The organism is Pseudothermotoga sp. (assembly GCF_031962025.1).
GTDB lineage: Bacteria > Thermotogota > Thermotogae > Thermotogales > DSM-5069 > Pseudothermotoga_B.
In genome coordinates this window covers 1-13,359 of record NZ_JAVRKW010000012.1, presented here as the reverse complement: position 1 = coordinate 13,359, position 13,359 = coordinate 1, and the positions used below count along the sequence as shown (strand labels likewise).

The 13,359-nt window shown below is 41.1% G+C and carries 11 protein-coding genes, 1 tRNA gene and 1 pseudogene; 10 read left to right on the top strand and 3 right to left on the bottom strand.

What is annotated here, in order from left to right; genetic code table 11:
* Positions 1-66 precede the first annotated feature (66 nt).
* Positions 67-2,022, bottom strand: a complete 1,956-nt coding sequence (locus tag AC4E92_RS08445; protein ID WP_490240149.1) for an efflux RND transporter permease subunit — start codon at positions 2,020-2,022, stop codon at positions 67-69.
* 127 nt (positions 2,023-2,149) lie between these two features.
* On the opposite strand from AC4E92_RS08445, the gene AC4E92_RS08440 reads away from it, so the two are divergent.
* Complete coding sequence (locus AC4E92_RS08440) at positions 2,150-2,926, top strand: TatD family hydrolase (RefSeq protein ID WP_490240148.1); 777 nt, start codon at positions 2,150-2,152, stop codon at positions 2,924-2,926.
* A gap of 30 nt (positions 2,927-2,956) precedes the next feature.
* Here the strand turns inward: AC4E92_RS08440 and AC4E92_RS08435 are convergent, their stop codons facing one another.
* Positions 2,957-4,135 (bottom strand): MFS transporter, encoded by a 1,179-nt coding sequence (locus AC4E92_RS08435; RefSeq protein ID WP_490240147.1) that lies wholly within the window; start codon positions 4,133-4,135, stop codon positions 2,957-2,959.
* Between the two features lie 191 nt (positions 4,136-4,326).
* On the opposite strand from AC4E92_RS08435, the gene AC4E92_RS08430 reads away from it, so the two are divergent.
* The 9 genes from AC4E92_RS08430 to AC4E92_RS08390 all read left to right on the top strand — a co-directional run bounded on the left by AC4E92_RS08430 (position 4,327) and on the right by AC4E92_RS08390 (position 12,797).
* Positions 4,327-4,569 (top strand): (2Fe-2S) ferredoxin domain-containing protein, encoded by a 243-nt coding sequence (locus AC4E92_RS08430; RefSeq protein WP_490240146.1) that lies wholly within the window; start codon positions 4,327-4,329, stop codon positions 4,567-4,569.
* Positions 4,547-6,148 (top strand): [Fe-Fe] hydrogenase large subunit C-terminal domain-containing protein, encoded by a 1,602-nt coding sequence (locus AC4E92_RS08425; RefSeq protein WP_490240145.1) that lies wholly within the window; start codon positions 4,547-4,549, stop codon positions 6,146-6,148. The genes AC4E92_RS08430 and AC4E92_RS08425 overlap by 23 nt, the downstream gene beginning before the upstream one ends.
* Before the next feature lies 1 nt (position 6,149).
* Positions 6,150-7,289, top strand: a complete 1,140-nt coding sequence (locus AC4E92_RS08420; protein WP_490240144.1) for a SpoIIE family protein phosphatase — start codon at positions 6,150-6,152, stop codon at positions 7,287-7,289.
* A gap of 13 nt (positions 7,290-7,302) precedes the next feature.
* Positions 7,303-7,785 (top strand): NADH-quinone oxidoreductase subunit NuoE, encoded by a 483-nt coding sequence (nuoE, locus tag AC4E92_RS08415; RefSeq protein WP_490240143.1) that lies wholly within the window; start codon positions 7,303-7,305, stop codon positions 7,783-7,785.
* Entirely contained in the window at positions 7,775-9,655 is a 1,881-nt protein-coding gene (locus AC4E92_RS08410) for an NADH-ubiquinone oxidoreductase-F iron-sulfur binding region domain-containing protein (RefSeq protein ID WP_490240142.1), read from the top strand. Before nuoE ends, AC4E92_RS08410 begins: the two co-directional genes overlap by 11 nt.
* Positions 9,656-9,667: 12 nt before the next feature.
* The gene (locus AC4E92_RS08405; protein ID WP_490240141.1) at positions 9,668-11,638 is read left to right on the top strand and encodes a [Fe-Fe] hydrogenase large subunit C-terminal domain-containing protein; all 1,971 of its coding nucleotides are present in this window, start codon (positions 9,668-9,670) and stop codon (positions 11,636-11,638) included.
* A complete protein-coding gene (locus tag AC4E92_RS08400; RefSeq protein ID WP_490240140.1) occupies positions 11,605-12,288 on the top strand; it encodes a redox-sensing transcriptional repressor Rex in 684 nt (227 codons plus the stop codon). Before AC4E92_RS08405 ends, AC4E92_RS08400 begins: the two co-directional genes overlap by 34 nt.
* Positions 12,285-12,641, top strand: a complete 357-nt coding sequence (locus tag AC4E92_RS08395; RefSeq protein WP_490240139.1) for a YkvA family protein — start codon at positions 12,285-12,287, stop codon at positions 12,639-12,641. Before AC4E92_RS08400 ends, AC4E92_RS08395 begins: the two co-directional genes overlap by 4 nt.
* An 80-nt stretch (positions 12,642-12,721) precedes the next feature.
* A tRNA-Asn gene (locus AC4E92_RS08390) sits at positions 12,722-12,797 on the top strand.
* Positions 12,798-13,159: 362 nt separating this feature from the next.
* Here AC4E92_RS08390 and AC4E92_RS08385 read toward each other — a convergent pair.
* A pseudogene (locus AC4E92_RS08385) lies at positions 13,160-13,359 on the bottom strand (hypothetical protein); the annotation flags it as partial.

The following is a 13,359-nucleotide window of genomic DNA, read 5'->3' as shown; positions in this document are numbered from 1 at the left end:
GTAAATATAACAGATTATCAAAAAAATGCAAACTGAATTGATAGTTGCTAAAGAACGTTGTTTTATCTAATTTAAAGATCTTTTAGCTTTATCACATCTCATAATTCCACACATCCAGAACAGCGTGTAGAAAGAAGACATGACCATTGCCATGAGCATCAAGACGGCTATGTGAACATGAACTCTCATCGGTGAGAACAAAAGAACGCAGAAACCTATTCCAACGCCAAGTGCATTGGCTATTATTGGTCTTGCTGTCACATTCAAGGTATTAACGAGCGATGCCTTTTGCACCGTCTTGTAGGTATATGTGAAATGTATGGCATAGTCTATACCTGCACCAAGGGCTATGTTCATGATATAGCAACTGATGACGTTGAGCGGTATGTCAAACAATCCAAGTAGACCGTAAATATTCACAATACTCAGAACAATCGGTACCATACTCATCAAACCGAGTTTGATGTCTTTTAGCATTAAAACCATCATCAAAGTGATCAACACGATCGCAAAAAATATGCTAAATCTCTGATTTGACAGAATTTCATCGTTCATCTGCAGGTATTTGTAATTTTCACCAGTAACAGATATTTGTTTCAACCCTTCAAATGAAAGAGATCTCAAAGTATTCTCAAGATCATAATGAGTTTTTTTAGAAAAATCTTTCAAAAAAACAAGCATCAGGGCACTTTTGTTTGAGCGGTTGACAAAGGTCCCCTGTGGCAATACGAATGAAACAACACTTCTAAAAAGCGGTGGAATCATTTCGTTGATCTCTAAGATTGACAGAGTGCGGCGAGCGTACTTCAAAGCACTTTCTCTGACCTTTTCCATCATTTCAATACCTTGTTTTGATAGTGGATCTACATCCATGTTCACCTTGACCATGATTGGTATATTCACCTGGGATATACTCTCCAAAATTCTCAAACCTTCCATGACCCTGGAAGACTTTCTAAAAAACATCAACACGTGAAATTCCTGTTTGACATTAAAAACAAAAAGGCATAAAAACACCGACACACTAACAAGAATTATCAGATTCATCTTTCTGTACCTGACAAAATAGCTGGCAATCTTATCTTTGCCAAACTGCACCCTGTGATACTTCAGAAAAGTTGCAATCGGTGGAAGAAAGATAAAAGTAGTAAAACCTGCCATTCCCACTCCATATGCACCCGATAAACCAAGCTCGATCATCACAGGAGAGGAAGTAAAACACAGCGAAACAAATCCCACAACAGTTGTTGAAGTAGTCATGAGAAGCGGTATGAAAGTGTCCTTCAGCGCTTTATTTGCCCTTTCAAAACAGTTAGAGTCTTTTGTGGAAAGATAATGTGACATGTAATGAAGTCCTGCTGAGCTTCCCATAACCAGTGTGATGAAAGGCATCAACACATTTTCAAGGGTGATAGTCTTACCAAAGGCACTGTATATTCCAAGCATGTACACTGTTGCCAAAAAGCTCGGTAAGAAAGAAAGAAGTGCCGCCCAAAAGTTTCTCAGACTCACGTAGAATATCAGGAATATAACACAGATTGCAATTGGTGAAAGGTATTTCAAAATAAATTCTATATATTCAAGGGATTTTGCAGTTATAAATGAGTTACCAAAAAGCGCCGCACCGTATTTTCTAACAAGTCGTGAGATCTCAATAGAAGTCTTTTCAGGCTGTGAAGATATCATTGCTATCAGAATCGCATAGTCTTTTCCTTTGTATTTGCCCACAAGACCAAGCTGCTGCGCAAAAGTCGTTTTATCTGAAACTGTGAAAGGAAACTCCAGAGGGTTTATCACAAGTGAAACACCTTTTATACTTCTTACAATCGCGGCAACTTCATTCACCCTGGTTCTGTCCTCAAATGGTGTCGCTATCAACAGAAGATCTTTTATCGCAAAAGAGCTCGATATATCTCTTTCAGCCTGAACATAACGCGACTGATCTGGTATCTGGGACTTGAAATACCCGCCTATTTTCAAATTCCTGAGCTGCCAGAAAGATAGAAAACCCAGAACAATCATCAAAAAAACCGCGACCCATCTTTTTCTAATCCAGCCAGACAGATGCCTTCCCCCAGTTTTGTGCTGTGATAAAATTTTGATAGTGACATTTCCAAAAAGAATATATCATTTTCGAAAGGAGAAAATTATGAGAATAGTTGACACACATGCTCATCTGCATTTTCCTCAATTTAAAAATGATCTGGTATCTTTGATCGACAGATTTGCGGCTGATGGTGTGGAATTTGTGATCAACGTTGGAATAGATGTCAAAGATTCTATAGAATCGCTGAAACTTGCTAAAAGATTCAAAAATATCTTTTGTTCTGTGGGCGTTCATCCGCACGAAGCAGGTAAAGTCGAAAAAGACTACATAGAGAAATTAAGAGAACTGGCAGAAAATCCAAAGGTTGTCGCAATTGGAGAAACAGGACTGGATTATTTCAGAAATTTCTCATCCAAAGAAGACCAGAAAAGGGTCTTTCGTGAGCAGCTACTGCTCGCCAGGGAGCTCGATCTTGCCGTGATAATCCACATAAGGGATGCCTATGAAGATGCGTATGAAATACTTTCCCAGATTGGTCTACCGCCTGCAGGTGGAGTGATTCACGCCTTTTCTTCTGATACCACCTGGGCTTTGAAATTCATCGAGCTTGGCTGTTTTATAGGTATCGGTGGACCGTTAACTTACCCAAAAAACATCTCGCTGAAAAACGTTGTGAGAGCTGTTGGTATAGAAAATATCGTTACGGAAACTGACTGCCCATATTTACCCCCACAGCAATTCAGGGGCAAGAGAAACGAACCGTCCTATGTGAGATTTGTGGTGAACGAAATTTCAGCAATTTTGAACGAAGATCCAGTCAAGATCTCAAATAAGATCATAGAAAATGCAAAAGAACTGTTTGGTTTGACATCCCTGTAATCCCACAAATGAGAGTTGATTTAAACTGTCTCAAACTCTGGTGGCACCGTAGTTTTTCTTCATCCAGATCAAAGCCGGTAGAGAGACAATCAGACTAAACGTTGCCAGAACTGCAGACACAGCAAATACCCACTTGTAGCCTATTTTCGTGGCAACGTAAGCAGAAATCACAGGTATGAAGATTCTACTAAAGATATTCAAACCCTGAAAGAAACCTTCCCATCTGCCAAGCTCTCTTGGTGCTATGTGAATTTTTATGGTTTCCTTTGCTGGAAACCAAAAGATGAAACCTATCCCCATGATCACATGAGAGATGAAAAACAAATACACATTCTCAATCATCCACAGTGCGAAAGATAAAATGATCAATGAAATACCCACTACCAGATTCATCGACGGATGGTTTTTGACAAATTTCTTCCACAAGATCGATGAAGCCACAGAAGCCGAGAAAACCATTTCAAACAGAAATGGCGAAGAACCGCTCAGTTTGAAGCAGTCGATGAGATAATAAGAGATCACAAGAAAACTCGCAAAATTGAAAGCAATGTTGCACAGATACTGGTGAAACATGATTGAAAGAAATGTGCCAAGATTCGTACTTGCTACCACATGACCCTGAGGTATTTTCATCCCGCTGTCTATTTTCGGCAGTATTTTCAAATAGGAAAAGGCATAGAAAATGTTCAAACAAAAAACCATGAAAAACACTATTCTCAAAAAACTCTGTCCGGTCATGAAAGGAGCGAGCAAAAAGACAAAAACAAAATAAGATACGGTCTTCAAAAACTCCGTCATGAAAAACTCAAACGAGTATATCGCTTCTCTGTGTTTTGGTGTGAAAATCGCCCTTTCATACATAACCTGACAGGGGTAGAAAATATCGGTAAGGCTCAAAAACATCTGGGCAACCGCGAAAGTCCACAGACCAGTTGAGATCGCAAAGATCAAAGACCCAACGGCAAAAAATGTTCTTGCAAAAAACAATCCGTAGTTAACCGACATTTGTTCAAATCTCTTGCCAAATATATAAGTCAAAACTGCCTGCACAACGTAAGAGATACTGAATAACCATCCCAGATTCTCCATCGGGATGTTCATCAATCTACCAAGAGTTGGCACGGCAATAATCGAAGAAAAAGAAAAACCGGCTATGCTGTAAAACAGCAGATATTTTCTCACATCTGTGTCAAGCTCTTTCCATCGCATTTTATCACCACAATCAGTTTATATTAACAACTCCTGGTTTTAAACACACCTTTTTGAATTCACCAAGCTGTAATCGCCAGTTAATCGGCTCTTATGTTTCGTTGAATGGCTTTCATTGACAGAAGATAAAAAAGCATGGTAAGATTATTGTGAAATATATAACGATAAAAATATCACGATTGGGTGGTTGTATGTTAATCAAAGTCTGTATGGGAAGTTCCTGTCATTTGAAAGATTCATACAGAGTGGTTCAGAAACTGGAAGAGTTAAGGAAGCTCTATCCAGACATCTGTATCTACGGTTCTCTGTGTTTTGGTAATTGCTCTGAAGGCGTGTGCGTTGAAATAGACGGAAAGCTCTACAAACAGGTTAACCCGAGAAATATAGAACAGATCGTTCTGGAGGCGAAAAATGAGCACAATCATCTCAAATGAAGCAAGCTGCATATATTGCTACAAATGTTTGAGAAACTGTCCTGTCAAATCTCTCAGCTTCAGCGATGGCAAAACAAGCGTAATCGAACAGGAATGCATAGAATGTGGAACCTGCGTTCTGGTTTGTCCGCAAAAGGCAAAGAGCTATTTAAAGCATACCGGGCAGTTTCAGCAATTAATAGGCAAACCTTTTCTTGTGTCCGTTGCACCATCTTTTTTTGCACATTACGACCAGCCTTACAAAGTCATCTTTCTTTTGAAAAAGCTCGGTGCCGTTGTTGTACAGGAAACCGCCGTTGGAGCTGAATTAGTCTCCAAAGAGTATGCCAGAGACTTTTCAAAAAAAAGGAGTGTTATCACAACTGCCTGCCCTGTCGTGGTGAATCTGGCAGAAAAACATTATCCACAAGCATTGAGTTATCTTGCACCGTACATCTCACCGATGGCTGCACATTCGTTGTTCATGAAAGATCGCTACGGTGATTTCCCCGTGGTTTTCCTTGGACCATGCATAGCAAAAAAAAGCGAACAGACAAAAACAGACATAGTGATGACCTTTGAGGAATTCGATGAATTTTTGAAAAGCAACGATTTTGGACTTGATGAATTAACAGATGAATTTCCCACACCACCCTACCCGAATAGAGCGCGAATGTATCCTGCATCCGGTGGAATAAATTACACCGTGAATGGTGAATGGAAAAACTACATTTCAGTAGAAGGACCAGAGAATATCGCAAGGATTTTTTCACAGATAGAAACAATAGGTGATGGATTTTTCATCGAAGCATCGGCATGTGTCGGTGGTTGTATCAACGGTCCGGCTATCAGAAAAGACATCAGCATACTCGAAAAAAGAAGAAGAATTTTGAACCACATTCAGAAAATGAACCTGTTAGAAAAAAGCATCGACATCACATATCATCAAATCAATCTTTCAAGAACATTTTCCAATAAACACGCACCAGCACATGTTGATCCTGATCAGGTTCAGAATGTCTTGAAGTCTCTTGGTAAAGACGATCCCAAAAAACAATTGAATTGCAGTGCCTGTGGATATGAAACCTGCACAGAAAAAGCAGCCGCCGTTGTTCTCAAAAGAGCGGAAAAGGAAATGTGCGTGACGTATCTTGTTGATAAATTAAAATCCGCTACAAACAGAGTCGTTGAAGAATCACCCAACGCAATCATCATATACAAAAACGGCTCTATCCTTTACAAAAACAGAGCCGCCGAACAGCTAATTTGGGATATACCGCAACAGAACCTGAGTGATTTTCTCAAACAAATAGCATCCCATCCCAATCAGATCTATGAAATCAGAGAAAAAGGTTTCTTCTTCGTGAAAACCTTCAAACTGCCTCAGGACTCAAGCGATGTCTTACTGCTGGTTGACATGACAAAGGAAAAACAGCAGGAAGAAAAACTGAAAAACATAAAGCAGGAGACACTCAACAAAATCGAAGAGATGCTATCAAAGCAGATGAGAATCGCACAGGAAATAGCAGGCCTTCTTGGAGAGTCCATCGCCGAAACGAAGAGTCATTTTGTGGAGCTTCGAAAATTCATGGAGGAATGATATGCTCACCTGTCAAATAGATTTTGCGAAAAAGAACAAACAAGATGAAGAAATATGCGGAGATTCAATATGCATCAAAAGAAACCAGAAAAAAGTTGCGGTGAGCGTCTCAGACGGACTTGGAAGTGGTGTGAAAGCGAGTATTCTTTCCACTCTTACCACTTCTATGGCAACCACAATGCTGTTCAACGGTGTACCGATAAATGAAGTTTTTTCTTCAATACTCGCAACACTGCCGGTCTGCAAAGTCAGGGGTATAAGTTATGCCAACCTCTGTTCGGTGGTTTTTGACGCAGACGAAGAACTGTGCTCGATAGTCGAATACGAATTTCCCGTCACTCTTTATTTCAAAGACAAAAAACTCGTGCGACTCGAAAAACAAACAACCATTGTTGAAGCCAGAGAAATTTCAATTTGCCACATCAAGCCATCTGAAGGTGATCTGATTTTCATCATGACCGATGGAGTATCACAGGCTGGTATGGGTACAGAAAACTTTCCACTTGGTTTTGGCGTTGACAACATCATTCGAGAAATAACTGTTTTGCTCGAAAAAAACATAAAACCAAAAAACATAATAGAGCATCTGATCAAACTATCCCAACATCTTGACAGAGGAACACGCGGTGATGATGCCCTTGCAGCAGTTGTACAGTTTAAAACCTTACAGGTGGTAAATCTCTTTGTTGGACCGCCCCAGGATCGAACAAAAGACGAACAGATGGTCAGAAAATTCATACAGCAGAGCGGTAAAAAGATCGTGTGCGGTGGCACAACAGCCCAGATCTTCGAGAGAGTTCTCAAGAAAAAAGTCGAGCTTGACCTTCGTTCATTTTCCGAAGATCTGCCGCCAGTTGGCAAAATGGATGGAATAGACCTTGTCACAGAAGGCATAGTCACCTTAACACACGTCTTTCGATACCTGAACGATCAACAGCATCAGTTAGCGTACGGTGCAGCCGTTCTCGTTGACATGCTGCTTGAGGCAGATCAAGTCAATTTCTTTGTTGGAAGGGCTATTAACCCCGCACATCAAAACCCGCTTTTCAGCCACGACATCTCTTTAAAATTCCGGCTGATCCACGACATAGCACAGATTCTTAAACAGAAAGGAAAAATCGTAAACCTTGAATACTGCTGAGGAGGTGAACAGGGTGGAAAGGAATTTTGAAAAAGTCGAAGAGATTCTGCAAAAGCACGGCTACAGGAAGGAAAATCTCATAAAAATCCTGCTCGATGTCCAGAAACAGTACAGATACCTTCCACAGGACGTTGTCAATTACATAGGTATTGCACTGCAGATTCCTCCTGCAAAGATCTTCGGTGTTGGTACATTCTACGCCCAGTTTTCTCTAAAACCAAAAGGAGAGTATGCAATACTTCTGTGCGATGGAACTGCCTGCCACATGGAAGGCTCAACTGGCTTGCTGAAAGCCATAGAAGAAGAGCTGAACATAAAACCCGGAGAAGTTACCAAAGATCTCATGTTCAGCGTTGATCAGGTTGGTTGCTTGGGAGCCTGTGCTCTGGCTCCGGCTATGGTGATAAATGGAGAAGTATACGGAAATCTCACACCAGAAAAAGTAAAGCAGATCATAAGAAACCTAAAACAAGAAGGTGAGAAAAATGCTCAGTAGTATTGATCAGGCTATTGATTTCATAGAAAAGCAGAAAGAAAAAAGAAAAAGAAAACTTTCCAATCTCTCCATTTACATTTGCGTTGGAACCGGATGCACAGCAAAAGGTGCGCTGAAAGTCTACGAAGAATTCAAAAAAGTTCTTGAAAAAGAAAACCTCATAGATCTTGTGAAACTCTCAAAAATCGAAGAAGATGAAAACCCACTGAAAAAAACCGGCTGCTGTGGAAGATGCTCAAACGGACCTCTGGTAAACATAATGCCATACGGTTACTTTTATTCACATGTGACCGTCGATGACGTTCAGAAAATAGTTGAAAAAACCATCAAACGCTCAGAACCAGTTGAAGAACTTCTTCTAATAGATCCAGCGACAAATCATCGGGTAAAGACACTTGAAGAAACCACACTGTACAAAAACCAGAATTTCTACATAATGGAAGACATTGGAAAATGTGAATGCGACAGCATAGAAGACTACATGGCAAGAGGTGGATACAGTTCACTCATAAAAGTTCTGTCGCAAATGAGTCCGGATGAAATCGTTGAAACTGTTAAGGCATCTGGTTTGAGGGGCAGAGGCGGCGGAGGTTTTCCAACTGGATTGAAATGGGAAGCCGCGAAAAACAGCAAATCAGAGAGAAAATACGTTGTCTGCAACGGAGATGAAGGTGACCCGGGAGCCTTCATGAACAGAACTCTGCTTGAAAGAGATCCACATCTGGTACTTGAAGGCATGATCATCGCCGGTTACACCATAGGCGCGCAGAAAGCTTACGCGTATATCAGAGCAGAGTATCCCATTGCAATACAGATGTTCCAAAAAGCCATAGACGATGCAAGGAAGATGGGACTTCTCGGTGAGAATATCCTCAATACTGGTTTTTCATTTGATGTCGAAATTAAAGAAGGTGCGGGTGCTTTTGTCTGCGGTGAAGAGACTGCTTTGCTCGCATCGATAGAAGGCAAACGCGGTATGCCAAGACCAAGACCACCTTTCCCGGCACAATCGGGTTTGTGGGGATATCCAACACTCATCAACAACGTCGAAACATACGCTAATATTCCAAGAATCATAAGAGACGGAGTGGAAAAGTACAGAAAACTCGGTGTGCCAAACTCACCCGGAACAAAGATGTTTTCAGTCACAGGTCCGCTGAAGGTCACTGGAATCATAGAAGTCGAGTTTGGAACCACTCTGAGAAAGATCATATACGACATATGCGGCGGTCTTGCAAACAATGAAGAATTAAAAGCCGTGCAGATAGGAGGACCATCCGGAGCCTGTCTGTCAAAAGAATTTCTCGACATGCCACTTGATTACGACACATTGAGATCCATAGATGCGATGGTTGGTTCTGGTGGAATCGTCGTGATAACAAAAAGAACCTGCATGGTAGAAGTCGCAAGGTTCTTCCTGGATTTTACGAAAAGAGAGTCCTGCGGAAAATGCGTACCATGCCGTGAAGGTACCATGCAGGCATACACGATCCTGGAAAAATTCACTCAGGCTAAAGCCACTGAACAGGACCTTGAAAACCTTGAATTTTTAGCAAAACTGATCAAAACAACATCTCTCTGTGGACTTGGAAAGACTGCACCGAACCCAATAATAAGTACCTTGAAGCTCTTCAGAGATGAGTACATAGCTCATTTGAACGGTATCTGTCCAAGTGGCACCTGCACCGCTTTCAAAAAATACACGATCAACGAACAACTGTGCAAGGGCTGTGGCTTGTGTGCGAGGTCCTGTCCGCAGGGTGCGATAACTGGCGAACGCGGTAAACCTTACAAAATAGATCAAAACAAGTGCGTAAAATGTGGACTTTGCGTTGAAAAATGTAAATTCAAGGCAATAGAAATCCTTTAGGAGGTGTGGAGTATGAAAGTATTTGTAAACGACAGGCAGGTAGAACTGAAAGACGATTCAAGAAACTTACTCGAAGCTTTAAAAGAAGTTGGAATAGAAATTCCCAATCTCTGTTATCTGTCCGAAACATCTGTTTACGGTGCCTGCAGAATGTGCCTTGTTGAAATAGATGGAAATATCGTCACCTCTTGTACAGTGAAACCAAAAGAAGGCATGAGAATAAAAACGAACACACCTCAAATCTATGAACTGAGACGTGGTATTCTGGAGTTGATACTCGCAACACACAACAGAGACTGTACGACATGTGAAAGAAACGGAAGCTGCAAACTTCAAAGATACGCGGAAGAATTTGGAATAAGAAATGTGAGATTTTCTCAGATAAGCAAAAACACAAATACAGATAGATCTTCACCTATAATCAGAGACAACTCCAAATGCATACTCTGCGGTGACTGCGTAAGAGTTTGCGAAGAAGTTCAGGGAATTGGTGTAATAGACTTTGCCTATCGTGGATTCTCGACTCAGGTTGTGCCAGTCTTTGAAACAGAACTCTCTAAAACAGAGTGTGTTTATTGCGGGCAATGCGTTGCACACTGTCCAACGGCAGCTTTGAGCTTCAGAAACGACCTTGACAAACTCTATCAGGCACTCTCCAGCGGAAAAACCGTGATAGGAATGATAGCACCAGCCGTCAGAGTCGCGATTCAGGAAGAACTTTCCATGGATGCGGACACAGCCATGGCAGAAAGACTGGTTGCATTCCTCAAAACATCCGGCTTTGCAAAAGTCTTTGATGTTGCTTTTGCGGCTGATCTTGTTGCGTACGAAGAGGCTCACGAATTTTATCAAAGAATTCTGAACGGCGAAAAACTGCCACAACTGACATCCTGCTGTCCAGCCTGGGTCAAGTACGTCGAGCAGTTCTACCCAAGATACGTTGAAAATCTTTCGACGGTGAAATCACCACAGCAGGCACTTGGAACTGTTATCAAAAAAATATACGCAAAAAAGATGGGAATAAATCCGGAAAATATCGTCCTTGTTTCGTTCATGCCGTGTACCGCAAAAAAATTCGAAGCCGAAAGAGAAGAACACCTTGGAACAGTCGATCTGGTTTTGACAACAAAAGAACTCTCGCAGATGATAAAAGCAAGCGGTATCAATCTAAAACAGCTAACACCAGAACCCTTTGACAGACCATTTGGAATCTCCTCTCAGGGTGGTTTGAACTTTGGAAAAACAGGCGGCGTTTTTTCAACGGTAGTTGAGGTAATAAGAGACGAGATTGGTATAACACAGGAGCTTTACAGCGACTTACAGCCGGGTGTGAAATCGGCAACACTCAAACTCAAAGATGGAAAAACCGTGACAGGTCTTGTGGTCTTTGGGCTTTCAAACGCAAGAAATGTGATGAAAAAAATCACCGAAAAAGCATTGAGCGCGGACATAATAGAAGTAATGGCATGTAACTACGGATGCGTTGGTGGTGGAGGACAACCGTACCCGAATGATTCAAAAGCAAGACAGAATCGGGCAAAGATTTTGAAAGAAACAGCAGGTACAAAGGCTATTTACTCGCCTGTGGAAAATTACTATCTGCAGAAACTCTATCAGGAAGAATTCAAAGACGAACATACACGCCATATGATTCACACAACCTATAAGCCAAGAAAGCGCGTTGATTCAAACGACATAGAAATACTGCCGCTGCCGAAAGAAGACAAAACAACTGTCAGAGTCTGTCTTGGCACCTCATGTTACATGAAAGGTTCTTACAAAATACTCTCTGAACTTGTGGAACTGGTAAAACAAGGAGATCTTGACAGTGACATCGAAATAGTCGGCACATTCTGCCTTGAAAACTGTGGTAAGTCACCAAATGTCATGGTAGATGATAAACTAATCAGTGAGGCAACCGTTGAAAAAATCAAAGAGGTGTTGGCAGAGTGCCAGATCAGCAGGATAAAGAACCAATCGTGATACCAAAACCAACACTTGATAGATTAAAGCTCTACCACAGACTGCTGAATGAAACGGACTTAAAGTACATATCCTCTGAAAAGATCGCGCAGATGATCGGCACAAACCCTGAGCAGGTGCGAAAAGATTTGACCTACCTTAAAACAACGGGAAAACCAAAGGTGGGATACGATGTAGAAGCACTGCGCCAGGAGCTCGAAGAACTCTTCGGAGTGAGAAAAACGACAAAAGTAATTCTGGTTGGAGCAGGACACCTTGGCAGTGCACTGGTGAATTATCCAGGTTTTTCCAGCTATGGAATAGAAATCGTGGCAGTCTTTGACAGCGATCCGAAAAAAATAGGTACCTTCATTGGAGAACTCTCAGTGCTGCCAATGAAAGATCTTGAAAGGGTGATAAAAAGATTCAACGTCGAAATAGGCATAATCTGTGTTCCAAAAGATTCTGCTCAGGAAGTTGCAAATATGCTCGTTCTCAATGGCATAAAAGGGATATGGAACTTTGCACCAACAAGACTCATAGTTCCCGATGACGTTTTTGTGGTCGATGAAGACATGACTCAGAGCCTTTTGACTCTCAAGCATTTTTTGGAGATGAAAAAGCAAAAGATGCAACAATCACAAATCCAAAAAGAGCGTGAATCAGGATGAAATTCTCTGAGCTGAATTTGACAATTAAAGCCCTATATCTGATGCGCAAAGACAGGCGTGTTCCAAAAAGATCGAAAATTCTCATAAGCATTGCGGTGGGATATGTGCTCAGCCCGGTGGATTTGATACCTGATTTCATACCAATTCTGGGTCAATTAGATGATCTTCTGATCGTACCTGCGCTGATCGGCATGGCGTTAAAATCTATACCAAGAGAGGTGTTAGAAGAATACAAAGCAAAAGTTCAACAGACAAAATTGACTAAAAGATTCAACACAGTGACATTGATCATTGTGATTATCTGGACATTTGTGGTCATCTGGTTGATTCAAAGTATTTCAAAGTTCTTTTGAGTATACAGTTTAATATTTTATTCACCTACTGGACACTTGAAAAGTATCAGAGCTTTGATAGAATTAATTTCAGAAAATGTTCCGGCGTAGCTCAACCGGTAGAGCGGGTGGCTGTTAACCACTAGGTTGGGGGTTCGAGTCCCTCCGCCGGAGCCATTTTCTCCCTGAACGATCTTTCCCATCCGGCGAAAAACAACCCATTTTTTAATCCTTTCAGTATCTTCTTGGCTTCTACTTTAGTATAATGAAAGACCCACTTTATAAAAAAATTACAGTAAATCAGCCAGAAAGCACATTCCATTTAATGGAGTAAAAGATCTCTGCAGTAAAAGATCTCTGCTAGGATATTTGAGAACAATCCCTACCGGTAAGTCATACCACATAGAAGCGAAAAACTCAATTCCTAAAGGCTGAATTCAAAGAAAACCTACTGAGCAAATCTAAAAGCAAATTTCTGAGCTTATTAAAAAAAGAAGCAAAACATAACGGGTTTAGAATCAAGATTAATGATAAATTCATCAACATTCAGCGCACTCTCCGTCTTCTATAAGATGGAGAATGTGCTGTTCCCTCCTTTCTAACATCAATGTTCTTGCTTTCTCTAAAAGCCGTAAGTTTGTCCATTTTACCGACGAATGTATCTTCTCACCAGCCAAAGTCCTTATGTCAAAATATCCTGTACTCCTTAACCCATAAACTATTCCAACCTGTCCGTTAT

Coding starts and splice junctions, on each gene's coding strand:
- AC4E92_RS08425 (WP_490240145.1), top strand. CDS start 4,547: ATGAGCACAATCATCTCAAATGAAGCAAGCTGCATATATTGCTACAAA.
- AC4E92_RS08395 (WP_490240139.1), top strand. CDS start 12,285: ATGAAATTCTCTGAGCTGAATTTGACAATTAAAGCCCTATATCTGATG.
- AC4E92_RS08445 (WP_490240149.1), bottom strand. CDS start 2,022: ATGATTGTTCTGGGTTTTCTATCTTTCTGGCAGCTCAGGAATTTGAAA.
- AC4E92_RS08430 (WP_490240146.1), top strand. CDS start 4,327: ATGTTAATCAAAGTCTGTATGGGAAGTTCCTGTCATTTGAAAGATTCA.
- AC4E92_RS08420 (WP_490240144.1), top strand. CDS start 6,150: ATGCTCACCTGTCAAATAGATTTTGCGAAAAAGAACAAACAAGATGAA.
- AC4E92_RS08405 (WP_490240141.1), top strand. CDS start 9,668: ATGAAAGTATTTGTAAACGACAGGCAGGTAGAACTGAAAGACGATTCA.
- AC4E92_RS08410 (WP_490240142.1), top strand. CDS start 7,775: ATGCTCAGTAGTATTGATCAGGCTATTGATTTCATAGAAAAGCAGAAA.
- AC4E92_RS08440 (WP_490240148.1), top strand. CDS start 2,150: ATGAGAATAGTTGACACACATGCTCATCTGCATTTTCCTCAATTTAAA.
- AC4E92_RS08435 (WP_490240147.1), bottom strand. CDS start 4,135: ATGCGATGGAAAGAGCTTGACACAGATGTGAGAAAATATCTGCTGTTT.